This window comes from Enterococcus sp. AZ067 (assembly GCF_051715005.1).
In the GTDB taxonomy this organism is placed as follows: Bacteria; Bacillota; Bacilli; order Lactobacillales; family Enterococcaceae; genus Enterococcus_D; species Enterococcus_D casseliflavus.
The window spans coordinates 860,213-880,889 of sequence record NZ_JBIOSY010000001.1; the positions used below are offsets into that span (position 1 = coordinate 860,213).

General features: G+C 40.1%; 18 protein-coding genes and 1 tRNA gene. 15 read left to right on the forward strand and 4 right to left on the reverse strand.

Going from position 1 to position 20,677, the window contains the following annotated elements; all coding sequences use genetic code 11:
- Positions 1–207 precede the first annotated feature (207 nt).
- From IGI82_RS04060 to IGI82_RS04080, 5 genes are all read left to right on the forward strand, one after another.
- Entirely contained in the window at positions 208–669 is a 462-nt protein-coding gene (locus IGI82_RS04060) for a PTS sugar transporter subunit IIA (protein ID WP_005225261.1), read from the forward strand.
- The gene (locus IGI82_RS04065; RefSeq protein ID WP_005225262.1) at positions 666–989 is read left to right on the forward strand and encodes a PTS fructose transporter subunit IIB; all 324 of its coding nucleotides are present in this window, start codon (positions 666–668) and stop codon (positions 987–989) included. Before IGI82_RS04060 ends, IGI82_RS04065 begins: the two co-directional genes overlap by 4 nt.
- Before the next feature lie 18 nt (positions 990–1,007).
- Positions 1,008–2,108, forward strand: coding sequence for a PTS fructose transporter subunit IIC (locus IGI82_RS04070; RefSeq protein ID WP_118214723.1), 1,101 nt, complete (start codon positions 1,008–1,010; stop codon positions 2,106–2,108).
- Positions 2,109–2,371: 263 nt separating this feature from the next.
- Positions 2,372–5,047, forward strand: a complete 2,676-nt coding sequence (gene mngB / locus IGI82_RS04075) for a mannosylglycerate hydrolase (protein ID WP_438841781.1) — start codon at positions 2,372–2,374, stop codon at positions 5,045–5,047.
- Between the two features lie 383 nt (positions 5,048–5,430).
- Positions 5,431–5,859 carry a GNAT family N-acetyltransferase gene (locus tag IGI82_RS04080; RefSeq protein WP_005225265.1) on the forward strand — a complete coding sequence of 143 codons (429 nt, stop codon included), beginning with the start codon at positions 5,431–5,433 and terminating at the stop codon, positions 5,857–5,859.
- 84 nt (positions 5,860–5,943) lie between these two features.
- Here the strand turns inward: IGI82_RS04080 and IGI82_RS04085 are convergent, their stop codons facing one another.
- Positions 5,944–6,771, reverse strand: a complete 828-nt coding sequence (locus IGI82_RS04085; protein ID WP_081117234.1) for a LysR family transcriptional regulator — start codon at positions 6,769–6,771, stop codon at positions 5,944–5,946.
- Positions 6,772–6,921: 150 nt separating this feature from the next.
- Here IGI82_RS04085 and IGI82_RS04090 point away from each other — a divergent pair, with 150 nt between their 5' ends.
- The 5 genes from IGI82_RS04090 to IGI82_RS04110 all read left to right on the forward strand — a co-directional run bounded on the left by IGI82_RS04090 (position 6,922) and on the right by IGI82_RS04110 (position 11,731).
- A complete protein-coding gene (locus IGI82_RS04090) occupies positions 6,922–7,890 on the forward strand; it encodes a TDT family transporter (RefSeq protein WP_060792681.1) in 969 nt (322 codons plus the stop codon).
- A gap of 93 nt (positions 7,891–7,983) precedes the next feature.
- A complete protein-coding gene (locus tag IGI82_RS04095; protein ID WP_010747562.1) occupies positions 7,984–8,943 on the forward strand; it encodes an L-lactate dehydrogenase in 960 nt (319 codons plus the stop codon).
- A 318-nt stretch (positions 8,944–9,261) separates the two neighbouring features.
- Complete coding sequence (locus IGI82_RS04100) at positions 9,262–10,338, forward strand: ABC transporter permease (protein WP_438841782.1); 1,077 nt, start codon at positions 9,262–9,264, stop codon at positions 10,336–10,338.
- 5 nt (positions 10,339–10,343) lie between these two features.
- A complete protein-coding gene (locus IGI82_RS04105) occupies positions 10,344–11,045 on the forward strand; it encodes an ABC transporter ATP-binding protein (RefSeq protein ID WP_060792683.1) in 702 nt (233 codons plus the stop codon).
- A 47-nt stretch (positions 11,046–11,092) separates the two neighbouring features.
- Entirely contained in the window at positions 11,093–11,731 is a 639-nt protein-coding gene (locus IGI82_RS04110; RefSeq protein ID WP_060792684.1) for a TetR family transcriptional regulator, read from the forward strand.
- Positions 11,732–11,846: 115 nt separating this feature from the next.
- Here the strand turns inward: IGI82_RS04110 and IGI82_RS04115 are convergent, their stop codons facing one another.
- Positions 11,847–13,274, reverse strand: a complete 1,428-nt coding sequence (locus IGI82_RS04115; protein WP_005225272.1) for an APC family permease — start codon at positions 13,272–13,274, stop codon at positions 11,847–11,849.
- Between the two features lie 559 nt (positions 13,275–13,833).
- Complete coding sequence (locus IGI82_RS04120; protein WP_096742302.1) at positions 13,834–14,373, reverse strand: hypothetical protein; 540 nt, start codon at positions 14,371–14,373, stop codon at positions 13,834–13,836.
- A gap of 140 nt (positions 14,374–14,513) precedes the next feature.
- Between IGI82_RS04120 and IGI82_RS04125 the strand changes: the two genes are divergently transcribed.
- The 5 genes from IGI82_RS04125 to IGI82_RS04145 all read left to right on the forward strand — a co-directional run bounded on the left by IGI82_RS04125 (position 14,514) and on the right by IGI82_RS04145 (position 19,965).
- Entirely contained in the window at positions 14,514–16,991 is a 2,478-nt protein-coding gene (locus IGI82_RS04125; protein WP_311957800.1) for a vitamin B12-dependent ribonucleotide reductase, read from the forward strand.
- Between the two features lie 87 nt (positions 16,992–17,078).
- Positions 17,079–17,468 carry a DUF4430 domain-containing protein gene (locus IGI82_RS04130; RefSeq protein WP_060792688.1) on the forward strand — a complete coding sequence of 130 codons (390 nt, stop codon included), beginning with the start codon at positions 17,079–17,081 and terminating at the stop codon, positions 17,466–17,468.
- Between the two features lie 536 nt (positions 17,469–18,004).
- A complete protein-coding gene (locus tag IGI82_RS04135) occupies positions 18,005–18,493 on the forward strand; it encodes an AAA family ATPase (RefSeq protein ID WP_034868317.1) in 489 nt (162 codons plus the stop codon).
- 931 nt (positions 18,494–19,424) lie between these two features.
- Positions 19,425–19,700 carry a type II toxin-antitoxin system RelB/DinJ family antitoxin gene (locus IGI82_RS04140; RefSeq protein WP_311957799.1) on the forward strand — a complete coding sequence of 92 codons (276 nt, stop codon included), beginning with the start codon at positions 19,425–19,427 and terminating at the stop codon, positions 19,698–19,700.
- Positions 19,693–19,965, forward strand: a complete 273-nt coding sequence (locus IGI82_RS04145; protein ID WP_244323525.1) for a type II toxin-antitoxin system PemK/MazF family toxin — start codon at positions 19,693–19,695, stop codon at positions 19,963–19,965. Before IGI82_RS04140 ends, IGI82_RS04145 begins: the two co-directional genes overlap by 8 nt.
- Positions 19,966–20,440: 475 nt before the next feature.
- On the opposite strand, the gene IGI82_RS04150 is transcribed toward IGI82_RS04145, so the two are convergent.
- Positions 20,441–20,513, reverse strand: a tRNA-Lys gene (locus IGI82_RS04150).
- Positions 20,514–20,677 lie beyond the last annotated feature (164 nt).

The window sequence follows — 20,677 nt, forward strand, 5'->3', positions numbered from 1 at the left end:
GAATAAGAATGAAATGCTTCACCAGTACCGAAAATTTCCAGAAGAGTTGGCAATCATTTTGGAAAACGCTTTACTAATGATTGCCACTTGAATTGGAAATTTGTTGTGTTTACATCGTGAATTAGAAACCGTAAATTAAACGTGTACAGAAAATAAACCACACGAATTACGCTAATGGTTTCATAATAAAGGAAAGGAGCAGATGAGATGGATTTTCAGAAAAAAAATATTCTCTTGAATGTGGCTGTTACATCAAAAGAAGAACTGTTTCACGTAATTGCGCATCATGCCTATGAATCAGGGATCGTTACCAATGCAGCAGATACATGTGCGGCATTCATTGAACGGGAAGCACAATATTCAACCGGCTTACAAGAAGGCTTTGCTATTCCACATGCAAAAGCTGAACCCGTTTTGGAACCGACCGTTTTGTTTATTCGTTTAGAGCAAGCCATCGAATGGGAAACCTTCGATGATTCAGCAGTCAAAAATGTGTTTGCTTTGATGGTTCCTAAAAAAGATGAAGGAACGGTGCATCTGCAAATGTTGAGTCGCCTAGCAACCGCATTGCTTGAAGAGACATTCATCCAGCAGATTCAACAATCAGAAGACAAAGCTTATTTAGCAGAATTGATCAAAAAGGAAATGATGGGAGAGAAAATTGTATGAAAATAGTAGGAATTTCCGCCTGTCCAGCTGGATTGGCACATACACCGATGGCGGCAAAAGCTTTAGAAAAAGCTGGTGTGAAACTTGGCTATGAGGTCAAGATCGAACAGCAAGGCTCATTAGGGCAAGTCAATGAGATCACTGCAGCCGAAGCAAAAGAAGCGGATTTCTTGCTTTTAGCGACTGACCAAAAAGTTGTTGGGATGGAACGGTTTGAAGGAAAACCGCAAATTCGAGTAAATATCAATACGTGTATCAAGGCACCGGAAGCGGTGCTGAAGAAATGTGTAGCTGCTGTTGAACAAAGAAACGCAAACTAAAGGAAAGAGGCAAGGATGATGAAAAGAGTTCTAGCAGATTTAAAAGGCCACTTGATGAGTGGAATTAGTTTTGTACTGCCATTGATTATTGGTGCTTCACTGGTTGTTGCCATTCCGAAAATGATTGCTCTTGGTATGGGGATCACAAGCTTAGATCCTTATGCTGACACGGAAGGCTTTAAACATGCGCTTTATTTGATTGAACAAGTAGGGTGGACAGGAATCGGCTTGATCAATACTGTCTTGGCTGGTTTTATCGCGTATTCTGTTGGAGATAAGGCTGCGCTAGGTGCCGGCTTTATCGGTGGTGCAGTCGCTTCTAGCACCAATGCTGGGTTTTTAGGGGCAGTTATTGCTGGGTTCTTAGCAGGATACTTAGTGAAGTGGGCGAAAGAACATATCAAATTACCGGAGTCGTTTGCTGGGGTGATGCCGTTGGTAATTTTACCTTTGATTGCTACATTGTCCGTAGCAATCGTCATGGGCGCCTTACTCTCTGAGCCCTTGGCGTGGATCAATACTAGTTTGGTTGAATGGATCCGAACCATGATTGAAAATGACGTTAACAAAATTTTACTGGCATTCATCATGGGGGCAATGATTGGCTCTGACTTAGGGGGACCTGTAAACAAAGCTGCTTGGATGGCAGGAAATGTGTTACTAGCGGAAGGAGTCTATTTACCAGCCATCATCGTGAACGTTGCGATTTGTGCGGTACCATTTGGATATGCCTTAGCAACTTTGTTCCACAAAAATCGATTCAACAAAGAGCTACTGGATGCTGGGCGTAATAACTTTATTATGGGGTTCATCGGAATCACAGAAGGAGCAATTCCTTTTACATTAGTCAATCCATTACGGCTTGTGCCGATCAACATGTTGGGAGGTGCAATTGCTTCTGGTTTGGGGATCGCATTAGGAATGTATGACAAAATGCCACCAGTTGGGGGAATCTACGGCTTCTTCACTGTTGGAAACGGTTGGGCGTATTTGATTGGACTATTTGCAGGAGCAGCCTTCATCGGTTTTGTCGCGCCTTTATTCGTGAATTTCAATAAGCAAGAAGAACAAACAGAAGATATTGCCCTCGATGATATTGAAGTGAGCTTTGAAAACTAAGTAACAAGGCTGATTAGCTAAATAGTAGCAAAAGAAAAGGCACGAGCAGGTGATTTTTCAAGAACGCTTTAAGGTATCTGACAAGGACAAGACTTGGGGAAGAAAACAAGAGTATTTGAAGAGAAACGATTTTCAAAATTCGAAGCATTTATGTAAGGATCAAATGATGCGTACCAGATGGTAAAAAAATTGAGAAAAATTAATAGGCACGAACGACACCCATCGTTACGTGCCTTTTTTAATCACGGGAGAGGAATGATTGAATGAAAAAAACAGTACATGTCGTACCCCACAGTCATTGGGATCGCGAATGGTATTTTACGACGAGTCGCTCGAAAATCTATTTGATGCACGATCTAAAAAACGTCATTGAACAACTAGAAAAGGATGATCCTTATGAAAGTTTCATTTTAGATGGACAGGCTTCTCTGTTAGATGATTACTTGAAATGGCGCCCACAGGACAAAGAAAGGATTCAACAACTTGTTCAACAAGGAAAATTGATCATTGGCCCATGGTACACACAAACCGATCAATTAGTGATCTCGGGAGAAAGCATTGTTCGTAATATGTTATATGGCATGAAAATTTGTGAAGCATTCGGAACCTACATGAATGTCGGCTATGTGCCAGATTCTTTCGGACAAGCAGCTAGTATGCCACAAATCTATCGTGAGTTTGGTATCACAGACACAATGTTTTGGCGCGGTGTCAGTGATGACGATGTTAAACACACAGAGTACAAATGGCGTGGAGAAGATGGTTCTGTGGTCAATGTTTACCAGATCCCAAGTGGGTACTACATTGGCGGTGCCATTCCTGAACGAGAAGCAGAATTAGCAGAGTTCTTACATCAAGAACCGTTTAAAACGACTTGGGGGCGCAGTGCAACGGATCAAGTGTATTTTCCAAATGGTTTCGACCAAGCACCAGTTAGAGAAAATCTTCCAGAATTGGTTGATCGAATGAATCAACTGTATCAGGATGAGTATGAGTTACAATTTTCAACGATCGAAAAATACATTGCTGCGGTCAAAGTACGCCATCCTGAGTTGGAAGAAATCGCTGGTGAACTGATCAACGGCAAATTGATGCGAATTCACAAAACGATTTTTTCTTCACGTCCTGATTTGAAGGCGATGAACACACAGATCCAACATTACTTAGTCAATGTCATGGAGCCTATCTTAACCATGGCTATGCAATTAGGATTTGAGTACCCCGTAGAAACAGTCATAGAGATTTGGAAGTTAATGTTTGAAAATGCGGCGCATGATTCGATCGGTTCTTGTGTTTCTGATACGACCAACGAAGATATCTATATGCGCTATAAGCAAGCGCGAGATATTTCTATGAATCTTGTCGAATTGATGTTACGACAGATTTCTACTGCAATCAACAACCCACAAGCAAAAGAAATTACTTTTACGCTTTTCAATACCTATGACACAAAACGTAATGGGGTGATCGAAGCAGAGGTTTATTTGCCGCAAAAAGATTTTGCGATCCTTGACCAGTCAGGTCAGGCGTTACCTTATACGATTTTAGAGCTTACCGACCAAACGGAGTATGTGTTGAATCAGGGGAACATATTAGATCCAGTCAAGGAGATCTATTTGCCGGAGAAAGTCTATAAAGCAAAGATTGCCATAGAAACGACTGATGTGCCGAGTATGGGGTATACCCAGCTGACAATTGATTTAAAAGGTGATACAAGCGCACCATTGCAGGAGATTACAACCAATACGATCGAAAATGAGTACTATCAGACCACTGTCAATAGCAATGGCTCGTTAGATATTCTAGATAAAACCAATCAGGTGCTTTATCAAAATCAAGGGATCATTGAAGAAAATGGCGACGATGGTGATTCATTCAATTATTCACCACCTGTGAAAGATTTTGTGATTTCATCAATTGATGCGCAACCAACGATCTCGATTCAGCAATCAGCAATCTACCAAAAGATTGATGTGGTATTCACGCTGAGGGTTCCGAAGGATTTAGCTGAACGTGCAGAAAAGAAGGTCTCGGCTTCACTACCGATCCAATTGACGATCGTGTTGAAAAAACAATCGCAACAAATTGATTTCAACTTAACGGTTGAAAACCAACAAGTGGATAGTCATCGGGTATGTGTGCTATTTGATACCGGAATTGCCTCGAAATTTTCTCTGGCTGACCAACAGTTTGGCACGTTGCAGCGCCCTGTTGTGTTTGAAAAAGAAATGGCTCTTTGGGAAGCTAATAAAGAGCAATGGAATGAGCAGCCGATCGCCATAGAAACTTGTCAATCGTTTGTCGGTTTATTCGATGCATCCCATGGCGTAGCAGTCATGCCCAAGGGTGTACGTGAATATGAGATCGTGGGGAAAGCGTTTGATACGATTCGCTTAACGATTTTCCGAACCTATGGCTTCATGGGGAAAGAGAATCTACTGTATCGACCAGGGCGTGCTTCAGGAGAATCAGTGATTGCGACACCAGCTGCGCAGTGCCACAAAACGATGCATTTTGATTTCTCTGTTGCTTACTTTGCTAAAGGATTTGATCAAGCAAATGTTGCACAGAGTGCCAAACAAGCAGTAACACCGATCACTCTTTATCAATCCGCAGAATTCCTGAATTCCCGCTTGATATTTACTTTAGGACCGGTTAAACCAACCTTACCGGCAAACTTTAGTCTTTTTGAGATCAATGGCAATTTGACCCTGAGTGTATTGAAAAAAGCCGAAGATCGTCTAGGTTATATTTTGCGTCTATACAATGGGCTTTTAGATGAAGGTGGACACGCAACGATCACATTCAACCATCCAGTGAAGTTAGTAGAAACAGTCGATTTAAAAGAAGCTACAAAAGAAGCACTGGTTGTGGAAAAGAATGTAGTCACTCTTGAAAAGATAGGCCACGCAAAATTTGTGACATTGTATGTAGAGTAATTGCTACTGAGAAAAAGTCACGCGAAGCGGCGAGTCCGCTTGTGCCATAGAAAAGTGAAAAAGGTTCGTAAGTCTTATCAAAGTATTTACGAGCCTTTTTTAATACTAATGCGAAACAGACGAGAATCTTTGTAGGTTGAATGCCAATAGCGAATGTATACCTAACCCATCCTTTCCAAGGTATGCAAAAATCTCTCCTCTGTACGAGTTGCACGAAAGGAGGAAAGTCAGAAGGCAGCTTGTCGGTTTTCTTTTAATTCTTATTTCCATCTCAGTTTATGTAGTTTTTGGTATTTCACATCAGCGGCGCAGAACGGGCTTTCTTGACAAATAAGCATTCTAAAAATATAGTTGAGTCAAAAGCTGCAAGACAGGAGAATATCATGAAAATTAGAGCCGCAGCATTGTCTGATCATAAAGAACTAACTCATTTGTCGAAAGTACTAGGCTATCCAATCGAAGAAGAAGTATTGATCGAAGGCCTAAAGAGAATTTTAGCTGAGGAGGATCATCTCTTGCTTGTTGCCGAAATAAAGGGTAAAGCAGTTGGGATGATTGAAGCACAGCCGTATTCAACAGTTTATTCTGCTGGGCAATTTTTTAATGTCCTAGGTTTGGTAGTGGATGATCAAGTGCAAAAGCAAGGCGTTGGCGGGAAACTACTGTCGGCAATTGAAGAAGAAGCCCGACAGCGAGGAATGCAAGGTATTCGATTAAATTCGAATGTTAAACGCCATGCTGCTCACAGGTTTTATGAAAATCATGGCTACCACAGCAGTCATGAACAGAAACGGTTTATCAAGGAATTATAAAAATACAAAGACGCTGGAGGAGTGACAAACGACACTCCAGCGTCTTTTTTTGTATTCACTTTAATTGGTTCAAAAGACTAATATTTATGGAATCAATGCTAACAACAGCCGTTTAATCTCCTCATAAACCTCTCCGGTTTCCGGCGTCACACGTTGACGATTCTGAATGATAAAAAGATCACGATAGCGGTACTCTGGATCAAGTTCCTGCCAAGGCAACTCTTCTGGTAATGAAAGTTTCGAAATGATCGATTTGCCGATGTTTTGTTTTAGTAGGGACAAAATCACTTCGCTATTATTGGCTTTGATGATTTGCGGATTTAGGTGCTGTGCGTAAAGATAGGTTTCGTTAATGTAATACATCCCCGAGTCGTTTTCTCGCAAGACCCAAAAATCAGAAGCGAGGTTGCCTGCTAACACCAATTCATCGCGATAAACGAATTCTTTTTGGATCAATGGCGAAACGATTGATTTTTCGATCAGGCCGATATGGGCTTTGTTTGATTCGACGGCATCGATCACTTCTTGCGAATTCATGATTTTGATTTCAAAGGCAAATGTTGGAAATTCTGCAATCAGCTGTGCCATGATGCTAGGCAGTAAGTAAACGGCGGTGGTATTCGAACAAGCGAGCACACACGCTGTTTTAAAATTTTTGGTGTCTTTGGCTTGCGAAAAAATAGTGGACAATGAGCGGAGGGACTCGACCACACGAGGATACAAAAACTCCGCTTGGCTAGTGGGTAAAATCAATTGTTTTCCTTTACGTTCAAAAAGTTTGAAGCCAAGTTCCGCCTCTAATCGTTGGATTTGCAAGGAGATCGTTGGCTGAGTTTTATAGAGCTGTTTTGCGGCAAGACTAAAGTTTCTCGTTTCATAAACAACAATGAAGGTTTTGAGCAATTCAATCATTTTGCGGACTCCTTTATTATTAATAATATTTATAATTAGTATTTAAAAGTACAATTTTACAAATAGTTATCAGGTGATTATAGTATAAGTGTAGAGAAAAAAGAAAGCAAATTTAATTGAAATTTTCATACGTTAAGAAAGGATGAGTTGATGAAAACATCGATCCAGCATTTTTTACATTCATTGCCAATCCCGATTTGCGGCTTGATTTTAGGCACTGTGTCTTTGGGGAATTTATTGTATTCAGAAGGAATGGAGACGGTTGGAAATGCGTTTTGCACCCTTGGTATTTTCATCATGGGGCTCTTCCTTCTGAAAGTATGCTTTACATTTAAGCACACGATGTCAGAGTTGCAAAACCCAATCGTTGCTTCGGTGGCGCCGACCTTTACGATGGCGCTGATGGTGATCTCCACTGTTTTTGAACGGGTCATTCCCAATGCAGTGGTGAATGATCTGCTCTGGTGGGGGGCTATCGGCTTACATTTTGCTCTAATGATCTATTTTGTTGTCGTGCATATTTTGCCTGTCGACCTTTCGCTGGAATACATTTATCCAAGCTGGTTTATTACCTTCGTCGGGATTGGCGTAATTCCCAATACTTCTGCTGTCTTTTTTAAAGAGCTAGGGGAAGTGATCGTCTGGATCGCATTGGTATTGTATTTTGCGCTTTTGCCGATTATTTTAAAGCGAGTCGTCCATCAAAAGCTGACGGAACGTGCGGCAGTTCCTTTGATCACGATTTTAACAGCACCAGGTTCTCTTTGCTTAGCAGGTTACCTTTCCGTATTTGAACAAGGCTCTGCTTGGTTTGTCGCCTTTATGCTGTTATTGTCACAAACGATTTATTTCTGTGTTGTCGCTTATATGAAAAACATGCTGGCAGTCGGGTTTTACCCAAGCTATGCGGCATTTACGTTTCCTCTTGTGATCTCGGCGACTGCAATGTTCAAATCAGCACTGTTTTTTGCGAATCACCCACTGATATTTGGGTTTCTACAAGCCTTAACGATTATTGAAACCAGCTTTGCCGTGATTGTCGTCTGCTATGTGTTAGGAAAATATGCTGTTCATTTGTATCAGCAAACCAAAGCGCTGATTGCCGGTCATAGTTATTAAGGAAACACAAAAAATCATCCATTTTTTGAGAAAATGCGTACTCTACGCAAAACAATAGCACAAGTATTTGAAAAGAAAGGGAAGGGATCGCACATGAAAAGTACAAGCAGAAAAGTTGTCGTTGTCGGAACAGGTTTCGTTGGAACGAGCATTGCGTATTCCATGATCAATCAAGGACTAATCAATGAATTGGTCTTGATCGATGTCAATCGAGACAAAGCAGAAGGAGAAGCCCTCGATTTGTTAGACGGTATGTCATGGGGGCAAGAAAACATCAAAGTTTGGGCGGGAGAGTACTCGGAATGTAAAGATGCTGATATCGTCGTTATTACTGCAGGGATCAACCAAAAGCCAGGACAAACACGGCTTGAATTGATCGATGTGAACGCCGAAATTATGGCAAGCGTCACAAAACAAGTGATGGCTTCAGGCTTTGATGGCGTGCTTGTCATCGCTTCAAACCCAGTCGATGTCTTAACTTATCAAGCATGGCGTGTGTCAGGGCTGCCAGCCAATCGTGTTGTTGGTACGGGAACGACCCTCGATACCACAAGACTTCGAAAAGAAGTGGCGGCAAAATTAGCCATCGATCCACGGAATATTCATGGGTATATCATTGGGGAACACGGTGATTCGGAAGTCGCTGTCTGGTCCCATACAACGATCGGTGGTCAACCGATCGTAGAATTGATCAAGCAAAAGGATCGTTTGACCGTTGCCGATCTAGCGGTTCTTTCTGAACGAGTAAAAAATGCCGCCTATGAAATCATCGATCGAAAACAAGCAACATTTTACGGGATAGGGATGAGTGTCGCAAGAATCGTTCGAGCGATCTTAAATGATGAGCAAGCGATTCTGCCGGTGTCTTCCTACCTTGATGGGGAATATGGCATCAACGATTTATTCACAGGTGTTCCTGCAGTCGTGGACCAAAACGGCGTCCGCGAAATTATTGAATTGACGCTTACCCCTGAGGAAAAACGGCAGTTTGATACTTCGTGTCATCAGTTACGAGCAGTAATTTCCACAATTGGACAAAGCAAAGTCAGCTGATCTCAAGAATACTAGTAATGAAATCCTCGTGTTCGTTTTTGCCAAAGCATGGTTCGACTATTTACGGTCGGCCATGCTTTTTTTACATCTAGCCAAGAATGTTAAAAGGAAATGGCGTATTTTACGCGAAACGCCCACTATTCAACTCTCTTTTTTCTCACTCCTTTAAAAAAAACATCCTCAGTGAATGACAGAAAAAGAATGATCGATCAACCTTGCAAACATTTCGAGTTGTAAAAAGTGACAAAGTGTCACCTTGTGTGGTATTCTTCAAAAAGTGACACTTTGTCAACATTTGGAAAACAGGAGGAAAGAGCAATGTTTCTGGCTATAAAAGAAATGCGTTATTCAAAATTAAGATATGGGCTGATCGTAGGAATCATGTTTTTGATTGCCTATGTTGTTTTTATATTGTCTGGCTTAGCCACCGGACTTAACTGGGATTTTAAAAAGGCCATCGTCGACTGGGATTCATCCGCGATCGTTTTATCAGAAGATGCGAATGACACATTTGCGGCTTCGCAATTGACGAGAGGGGATCTAGACCGTGTAGCAGGAACCCAAAAAGCCCCGATTGGTTTATATAGCAGTGTCATCACGGTCAACGATGAACAAGTCAATGTGACTGTTTTTGGTACACAAGACGATGCGTTCTTGTTACCAGAAGTCTCAGAGGGCAAGCTGTTTTCAAAAGAAAATGAGATCACGATTTCAGAAAATTTAGCAGAAGAAGGTATCAAGGTCGGAGACCAAGTGAAAATCGGACGCTCAGATGAAACCTTCAAAGTCGTTGGGATCACCCCAGAAACGTCTTATACGGTGTCACCAGTGATTTATACTTCCCTCGATACTTGGACGAAAATGAAGTTTGCTAATCAACCATTTGCATCTGACAAGGAGCAGCCCATCAATATCATTGTGACCAAATCAAGTGATCCGAAAGTCGATAACCAAGAAGGAACCCAGCTTAAAGTGTTGGCAACGGAAGACTTTATTGAAAAGCTTCCTGGATTTTCTGCCCAAAACTTGACCTTAAATGCCATGATCTACTTCTTATTTGTCGTTGCAACGGCAATCGTGGGGATTTTCATGTATGTGATCACCCTGCAAAAAACGGCGATTTTTGGTGTGATGAAAGCCCAAGGCATTCGGACCAGCTTTATTGCCAAATCAATTATTGCGCAAGCATTTATGGTCGGTGTGATCGGGGTAGCCCTAGCCTTTGCGGCGGCATACGGCACCAGTTTGTTTTTACCAGATGCCATGCCATTTTTCTTTGAATTCAAGCAATGGCTGCTTTATAGCGGCATCTTGATTCTCGTGGCAGTTCTAGGCGGCTTATTCTCCATTCGGACGGTCACAAAAGTCGATCCAATCACGGCAATAGGAGGGTAACAAAGATGAAAGACATTTTAGTAATGAAGGATATTATAAAAAAATTTGGCAAGCAGCATACCGAAGTAACGGCATTAAAAGGACTGAATTTTCATGTTCAAGAAGGGGAATTTGTCAGTATCATCGGTCCTTCTGGTTCAGGAAAAAGTACCTTTTTGACCATCGCTGGCGGCTTACAAAGGCCAACGTCGGGAGAGATCATCATCAACCAGGTGAACTTTTCCCAATTAAATGAAAAGCAACGAGGGAAGTTGCGTTTTAAAGAGATTGGGTTTATCTTGCAAAGCTCGAATTTGATCCCTTTTCTAACGGTAAAGGAACAATTTTATTTGGTCGACAAAGTTTCAGGAAAAGCCAAGGAAAAGGAACGGATTGATGAATTGCTTGCTTCATTAGATATTCTCGATCTTCAAGACAAGTTTCCCCGCGATTTATCTGGTGGGGAACGTCAACGAGTAGCGATCGGCAGGGCGTTGTTTAATGACCCCAGCTTGATTTTGGCGGATGAACCAACTGCCAGCTTAGACACCGATCATGCGTATGAAGTGGTGAAGTTATTGGTGAAAGAAGCGCATGAGAAAAAGAAAGCGACAGTCATGGTCACTCACGACGAGCGAATGATCCAATGGAGTGATCGCATTTTCCGAATGGAAGATGGCAATCTGATCGAACAAAACGCCCCGTCAAGAGAAACTGCACAAGTCTGAGTGGAAAAGTAGAGGGATTAGTTTATAATAGAGGGAGTAGATTGCGAATGATGGAGGAGAATCCCTTGCCAAGTACAACATTTTTTCATTTAAAACAAGAGAAAAAAGAAAAAATCGATGCCGTGCTTTTAGAAGAATTCTTCAGCAAGCACATCAGTCAAGTCAAGGTCTCTGCCATCGTCGAAAAGTCGCACATTTCTAGAGGGGCGTTTTACAAGTACTTTCAAAACTTAGAAGATGCCTATGACTATGCGATCGCCGACTATTCAAACCAAATCCATTCTGCGATTTTTACGTTTATCAATCGCAACAAAAATGATTTTTTCAAAGGGATCGAAGAATACTTGGCTTGGTGCAGTCAATGGTCACCTGAAGATGATCATTGGAAAATGATCCACTTATGTACCCAAAGCAATGCCTGGACGAAGCGCGATGCGATCTCTGACGATTCGCCCATGATTCGTCAGTGGTTGGAGCTGTTGGAAGAAAATCGCTTTACGATCCATGATACGCAAGAAGCTGTCAGTTTCCTTTATTTTATTATGGCGGTCGTGATGGATAGTCTGACAGATTTTATTTCGAATGAATGGACCGCAAAAGAGCTGATCAAAGATTTTCGCTATAAGGTGCAATGGATCAAGTATGGAATCAAAGAGGACAACAAAGAGGACAATGAAGAAGAATGAACGCTTCGGCAAGAGGATGGACCAAATGCCTCGCACGGCGGAAAAGTTCATATATAAGGAAAGAGGTGCCCGACAACCGAAATAGTTGTCGGACACCTCTTTTTTGAGGGAATGATTATTTTTTATTTACACGTTTCGCAATGATCGGCAAGATCAAGCCAATCAAAAGAAAGGCGATTGGCGTAATGATATTTAAGGCCAATTGGAAGAACCAAGCTTGCGGATCTGCCGCATAATCAAGCTTAGGAACCATCCCTAAAATGCAGGCAAAGGCCGTGAACAAGAAGCACCATAAGCCGATCCCAAAGCCAACCTTGGTGTTTTTCACGAATTTATAATCGGAAGTAAAGCGATTGGCGTGTTTGTTGACTAGCATAAAAGCTAAGAAGACCCATAAGTAACGCAATGGCATGACAACTGAATTCAAGTTCAACAACCAACGATACAGTTCGGTCATATTGCCGATTCCTAGTGCTGGAATAATGATCAAAATGCTGACTAGGATACCAGTCATAATATACCCATTCACTGGTGTTCCTTTTTTGTTTAGTTTTGCTAAACCATTTGGAACAAATTCTGAATCAGCATCAGACAATAATATTTTCAATGGGGCATCAATTGAAAAAGCCAAAGCAGAGATTTGCGCTAACGCATTGGCGATGGAATAAAGAATGACAAAGAAATTGCCGATTCCGTAGAAGTTTCCTAGTCGTTGAAAGGCTTCATAAGCGCCGTTGACCATCAAATCTTCTGGAATATGGTTGGCATCAAAAAGCATCCCCATAGCAATCGAGCCGAGCAAGGCACATAACGCCACCATACCGGCTAAAAAGATCATGCCTTTTGGAAATTCTTTGGCAGGATTTTTTGTGTTATTTACGTAAGGCGAGATTTTTTCACAGCCACCTACCGCAAATACCAGCATCGAGATCGTGGTTAAATAGGTAAAGTCAAATTTAGGGATATAGGTTGAAACAGATGACATATTTGGTGTAGCAATCTCAGCACCAGTCATTGCTGGAGCAGTCACTGCTAAAAGAATAAAAAGAATCGACATCACGAACATGGCTGTTCCGGCGATGTTCCCAATCATTTTTAAGGTCGTCAATCCTTTAGAGGCAATCCATAAAAAGAATAGAAAAATAGCTAAACAAATCAATGAGACTTCCATGGAGCCCATCGTTGATACAAATGTACCGTTTCCTTTAAATAACCAACTCAATGATACTAAGATTCCTTGGGGTTTTTGTGCCAAATAAGGCACGTGAACGACCCAATAAGTCCAAGCAGCAAAAAAAGCCAACCGCTTTGTTGAGGTTTCTTTGATCCATGAGGAAACCCCACCACTTGACTCTTTGAAGGTCGATCCTAACTGACCAACACTTAATGCATAGGGTACAAAATAAAGAGCCATAATTAATAGCCACGAAACAACAACAGTCAACCCTTGTTGAGCGTAGTTGTTTACAACATTTCCCAGTCCCCAAACAGAGACGAACGCCATCAGCGCAATATTATACCAGCGTAATTGTTTCTCATTCATCGCTTTCTCCTTCTTAAAATGATTTTTCTGACTGGTTAAAATAGAGCGTTTTTTGAAATTTAGTGAGAAAAAAATTTCTTTCCATAAGCGCTTGATCACGATCAAGTTTCTTATGCATTTTTTCACAAATGTCAAAGGTCAAATTGAATAAAAAAATTTCATTTGCTTCTTTTTATCCAGTCGTTGATTTTCCATAGTTAGGATAAACCTCTGAATTCTTTTGGTCAAGAAAAATTAAATTGTTATTTAAAAAAAATAATAAATTTCTGATGATAGCAAAAGCAAACATCATCATTCATTAATAATCTGAAAGAAATCCAACTACATTCGGTCAAGGGCATGGATGAAATAGGGAGTGCTTCATTCAAATGAATGGACGTATAAAGATGGAAGAAACCCTTTCGAAAGGCTTTTCACTGGTGCTTTTAGGATAGATTTTTAAGCAAAGGAAACAGGAGAGTAGACGTAATTTTTTTGTTTTTTTAAGAAAAATTTTACGCGAACATTCTTTCAAAGAAACACGTAAACAAAGTTAGCCAAATGCTTCGTTCCATCGAAATCACTCGTTTTTTTTCGCCAATTTATAGGAAGTGGGTGTTATTCGCTCAAATACTGGCCATAAAAGCAGATAAAAGACGAAGTTTCCACTGGCATGGAAGAAATCGAACAGTAGTCCTTGAAGGTAATAGGCAAGAAACGAAGGAAACTGATAAAGCCAAACTTCCATCAACGAAATGATCAAGCCATAAAGAAGTCCGCAAAGAAAGGCAAAGAAAGCTTGCAAGAAGCGGTTTTTCTTGATGATCGGTATTTTTCCAAACTGATGAAAAAGAATGATGGTGATAGTAAGTGCAGCCAATTGACTGATCGTCCAGGGACCCATGCCTAGATAGATATTTGTTCCGAGCAAACTTAATAAGGCAATCATCAACGCATCGGATAAACGGTAAGAAAAAGCCACTAAAAATAAAAGGGCACTCATAGGCTGAACGTTAGGGATAAAGACAAAAACTAACCGTCCAACGATACAAGCCGCAGTAATCAGTGCTAAATGAGAAATTCTTTGGATGGAAAATATCTTGGTTTGGGGAGGAAGCATGAAAATCGCCGTCTTTCTAATTGATAATCATTCTCATTATACATGGAAAATAATAAAATTCAAGATTGAAATACACATTATATAGTACGATAATAAAAAACGAGCACAATATGTTGTGTTTTAGAAGGTGAGGGAAAGAAATGGAATACAAAAAACAAACGATTGAGAAATTGAACGAGGATATCAAGTTTTTCCAAGAAGTTTCGGCGATCACACCAGAAATGACCCAAACATTTGAGGGAATCGCTCGTTTGATTATGCTGGATCGTTATTCATACAAGGATCAAACCCATCAAACATTGCGTAAGGATGATTTGGTGATTTTGACAACGAAAGCTGATCCTAAATATCCTGCGCGAGGAATCGGTGTTGTGAAAGCAATCGATGGGGAACTAGTCTCTATCGAAGTGGAAGAGGCCTATCGCTCAGCGTTAGAAGATATTGATGAACAAGCCAATGGACTTGTTAAAAGAAGAAAAAGTGACATTGAAAAACCGTTAGAACTCTTTTTTGAGCAAGTGGCGCATCGTGTAGCCAAAGGGATTTCTGCCAACGAGTCCCATGACCAGGAGCGCTTCTTCGAGGTGTTTTACCAACAAATCGTGGCGCAAAACCTAATTCCTGCAGGCAGAGTACTTTATGGAGCAGGAACAAATTCTCAAGTTACCTACTTCAATTGCTTTGTGATGCCTTTCATCCATGATTCCCGAAAAGGGATTGCTGTTCATCGACAAGAAGTTATGGAAATCATGAGTCGAGGTGGCGGGGTCGGAACCAATGGGTCGACCTTGCGACCAAAATCAAGTGTGGTCCACGGTGTCAGTGGTCGGTCTTCTGGGGCAGTTTCTTGGTTGAATGATTTGGCAAACTTGACGAACCTTGTCGAACAAGGAGGTAGCCGCCGTGGAGCGCAGATGATTATGATGGCAGATTGGCATCCAGATATTTTTGCGTTTATTCTTTCTAAAATTCAAAATCCTGCTGTATTGCTTCACCTAAAAAAAACAATCACAAATGCGACGATCAAACAACTGATCAATGAAAAACTGCAATTTGACCCTCTGACAAAAATGGAAGAAAGAATGTTCACTTATCTAGCACAACTGCCTGAATCGTCAGATAAGGAACATAATGACATGATCCAAAAGGCAAAAGAAAAATTGCGCATAGGTGGCAGCTATACGGTGAAAGAAAGTGATTTCTTAACTGGCGCGAATATCTCAGTCTGCTTGACAGAAGAATTCATGGAAGCAGTGAAGACAGATGGGTGGTATGAGCTACGCTTTCCAGATATCGACAATTATTCAGAAGCAGAGATGGCGCAATATGATGCAAAGTGGGCTGAAGTCGGGGATGTGCGAGAATGGGCAGCTGCTGGCCATAAAGTCAAAACCTATCAAAGGATCAAAGCTCGTGAGTTATGGGAGTTGATTACTTTTTGTGCAACGTATTCTGCTGAGCCTGGTATTTTCTTTATCGATAATGCCAACAAGATGACGAATGCTACAGCATATGGACAAAAAGTCGTAGCAACTAATCCGTGCGGTGAACAGCCCCTAACCCCTTATGCGGTCTGTAACTTGGCAGCCATCAATCTCGCAAACATGGCGGATCGCCAAAAGGGCACCGTTGATTTTGCCAAACTAAAAGAAACCGTGAAAACAGCGGTTCGTTTCCAAGACAATGTTATTGACGTAACGCCTTACTTTTTTGACAAAAATGAGCAGCAGGCGAAAGGGGAAAGACGTGTTGGATTAGGGATCATGGGCTTGGCAGATTTATTGATCTACTGCGGGAAAAAATACGGATCGGCAGAAGGAAATCAATTCATTGATCAAATTTTCGAGGCAATGGCAGTCACTGCCTATGAGGCATCCATTGAATTGGCGAAAGAAAAAGGCAGCTTTCCCTTCCTGATTGGAAAAAATGACCAAGAGACGCAAGCGTTGCGAAAGAAATTTATCGATACAGGATACATGAAAAAAATGCCAGCGCACATCCGCGAAGGCGTGCTGCGATTCGGTATTCGCAACTCTCATCTTTTGACTGTTGCGCCAACAGGATCGACAGGCACGATGACGGGAGTTTCAACTGGTTTAGAACCTTATTACTCCTTTTCTTATTTTAGAAGCGGTCGACTAGGTAAGTTTATTGAAATCAATGCGGAAATCGTTGACGAATACCTGATGGATCATCCTGAACGAACCAAAGCGGAGTTGCCGGCATGGTTCATTTCCGCTATGGAGTTGACGCCCGAAGAGCATGTCGGTGTGCAATGCACCATACAACGCTGGGTGGATAGCTCCATTTCAAAAACGGTCAATGCACCAAAAGGATATACAGTAAGCCAAGTAGCCAAGGTTTATCGAGATCTTTATGAAGGAGGAGCCAAAGGAGGGACTGTCTATGTAGACGGCAGCCGAGATTCACAAGTACTTACCTTAGAAGCGGTTGAAAATGAGCTGACCGCACAAGTTGAACCGCTGCCTGTCGTTCAAGTAAATGAACCCGTCGCCTCTGGTGAAATCTGTCCCATCTGCCATGAAGGAACCATTGAGGAAATCGGTGGCTGTAGTACCTGCACAAACTGTAAAATCCAATTAAAATGCGGGCTCTAAGAAAAAACGAGAGTGATAAAATAATTCTTATCCGTATACTGGATAGAAAAACGATTAGTATTTTGACTATTGGAGAGGAAGAAATAGATGAAAAAAGTATTTGTCGTATTCCTGCTAGTGAGCACACTACTCGTCGCTACAGGATGCCAACAGGCAAGTGTAACGCCAGAAAGCACGCAGCAAAGTTCCTTGAAGCAAGAACAAGGAACAGCTACGATCGTCATCCAAAATCAAGAAGCTGTGACCTCAAAAGAAGTAACGTTCCGAGAAAATGAGTCGCTGCTGGAAGTAATGAAAGAAAACTTTGCGATCAAAGAAAAAGATGGCTTTATCACCTCGATCGACGGCATCAGTCAAGATCAAAAAGCCAATCTATTTTGGGTCTATACCGTCAATGACGAAATGACCGATAAAGGGGCACAAGCGTTGATTTTAAAGAACAATGACACTATCACATTTGATTTGAAAGCATTCTGATTTGCTTGATTCTAAGGATCTTTATTGGTGCAAAAGAACTTGCATATAAAGATCTTTATCTATACAGATAGACTCTTGCGTTGATTTTGGAGGCAGTTTTGCATTCAAGTTCTATTCAAGAGTCTATTCTTGTTTTTCTATCAGGGGTTGGGTGGTGGCTTAGTTTATTTTAAAATTGGAATAATAGAAGTAAAGATACCATTACATACATAAGTTTTAGCCATGATGTTTCTTTCGTATTTTGGCTTTCGTTCCTATTTTTTGTAGAAAATAATTTTTTTATAGTAGAGTGGAAATGGACAAAAATTTGATTTATCCGTTAGCTTAAGTGGCTAACGCTTCTATTCTCTAATATATGGTTTTACTTACTATTTTTCTTGCGATTGTTTCCCAATCTGCTTGTTGTTCATAAAAACAATGTTATCATTGTACCATCAGATGTGGTGGCGAACAGTGGTCTAAAACACGAGCGGTGATTACAAATAAGGTTTTTTCGTTCTCTTTGTTTATTGATCAGAAAAGGTAGGAGGAGAATAATGGTTGAGGTACTTTTGATGTGTGGCGTTAGTGGTGCAGGCAAAACCACTTACTCAAAACAAAAAGAGCAAGAAGGCTATGTAAGACTAGCAATAGATGAATTGATTTGGGAAGATTATGGCGTTTATGGTGTTGATTACCCTTCGGAGAAATATGCAAAAGTTTCTTCATTATCTTCAGTTAAATTGAAAGAGCTTACAGTAAAGGCTGTTCAAGAAGGAAAAAACGTAGTTGTCGATTCTAGTTTTTGGGCTAAAAGTCACCGAGACGCTTATAGAGAACTACTGGCAGCATATGATGTGACGATTAAAGTAATCTATCTAAAAGCTGATTATGATACTTTACGAAAACGATTAGCGATCAGAAATAAAGTCCAGACTGCAAATTCCGCTTTTCCTATTACAGAAGAAATCCTTCAACGGTTTTTTTCAGGATTCGAAGAACCGGTAAATGAAGATGAGGTAGTGATCGAGCAAAAGAATATATGAAGTAGCCTCAAAACTTTTTTTACTCTTTTTCAATACAGTTAGTCTTATTCCTGTGCAGGACACGAAGGACAGTCATGCTAGAAGCAAAATAGTGATTGGCAATTTCTTTTCTTGTTGCATTCTTCGATAGAAGAAATAATTTAGCGGTGACCACCCCAAATGAAGAATAAGAGCAGCTAGTACGAAATTTGTATCCAATTGCTGATGAGAGGAATTAGATCAGCCAAAATTGTAAAAGAGGGTAAGAAATAGGAGAACTATTTTAAAATGACGATCGTCCCCTCAGAACCTTCAGAATACAAATAGAATAAAATCAATTGATTGTATAGGTGAGTTATGAAAGTTCAGTATAAACTAATTTTTCTTATTATATTATTTATTTTGATAGGGTTAGTTTTAATTGGAGATCCTACAGATATTTTTTATATAGTGTTAAATTTTTCTCTTCCTGTGTTATTTATAATTTTTAAATTGTTTTTTTCTGATGTGAAAAACAGGAAATTGTTTTGGCAAAAAAGGTCGCCATACTTTGGAGAGCAAAGAAGAAAAATAAATAAAAACATTTTAAATCTATTTTTTATAATAGGATTAGTATGGTTTATGTATTTAGTTTATCAATACCTGAATTAAAAAAACAAGGGACATGACATAGGTTAACAAGTTATGCTCCTTGTTTTATGGTGTTACGATAATTAGTGTTAGTGTAATATCCATGGATTTTTTGAAGAATATATGGAGATAATATAAATAGGGGTTCGCGCCACGATTTACCTGTTCATTGGGTGTTAAACCCACTTACTAAAAGTTAGGTAATTTGAAGAAGTTAGATTTTTTATGCGAAAAATAAATTTATTTATGAGTATAGTAAGTGAAAATAGCGCTCAAATAGAGTATAATATGAGTATAAAAAACTCTTTTTTGGGGGTGCGTTATGAAGAAGGAAAAAGAAAGAATTCAGATTGCGGTTGAAAAAGATCTAAAAATGGAAGCAGAAGATATTTTACATGATTTAGGAATGAATCCCACTACGGCAATTACTATTTTTTATAAACAAGTCATAGAAAAAGGGGGATTACCCTTTGAGGTAAAACTTTCTGAACAAACAAAGCAAGCTAGGCGAATTGCTAAGTTAGCGAAAAAATCTACTAATGTGACGAGGATAGATGATAATAAGGCTTTCAAGGCTTGGTTGGATGAAGATGAATAAAATAGTTTCAATGTATGTGGCTTATGTGGGTAAACCAGAAGGAAAAAGACGACCAGTTTTGATTATTGAGAATAGTGAAAATGAAGTTCTTTTTTATGCGATTACAAGCAAGTTTGAACACAAATCAGAGCGCATAAAAAAGCTTTATTTCCATATCAATGATTGGCAAGATTCAAATTTAAAAAAAGAGTCTTGGATTGACACAGGAACGTTATTCGTTCTTTCCAAAGAAAAAATAGATTTTAAATATAAAGATATAGGGTAACTATCTCAGAAAGATTTGAATCGTTTAGAAGAGTTTCTTAAGGAGCGCTCTTAGAAGAATGAACAGCATTAAAAATACACTACCTTTTCATTAGGACTAGGTAGTGATTTTTTTGATTTCATATCTAATTTGTAGTGGTAATAGTGAGAAAAAAATTACTGTAAAGGTTTTTGAACTAGCGAAGCACTCACTGAATTTATACAGAAGATATTACTTCCACAAATTATCTGACTCAGTTAATTTATGGAGAAACGAAGCATTTCACGTGCAAAGAGTTCAGTCATCTCGTAGAAAAAAACTTTTCGAAAAGCATAGCTCTTACATACATCATTTAATAAGAAACTTTTTGACAGCAAGGCATTTCTTCTTATTCAATTGGCAATAAATTAATTATAAACAAAAAAATGGAACAGCATAAATGTTTTCGAAATGCTTTCGCACCAACATTTACCTGTTCCGTGGGTTTGGCACCCAATGGGCCGTGAGGGGCTCGAACCCGCGACCCGCTGATTAAGAGTCAGCTGCTCTACCAACTGAGCTAACGGCCCGTACCAAAAGTACTTCATTATCTTAGCACTCCGGTGTTTAAAAATCAATCATTCTTTTGAAAAAAATGTGCGCTTTTTTCAGTTGAAAATCAGGGGTTATCTTAAAAAAACACCATTGGTTCCCCAATTTCAAATGATAGGAAATTCTTAAAAGATTGATCAGA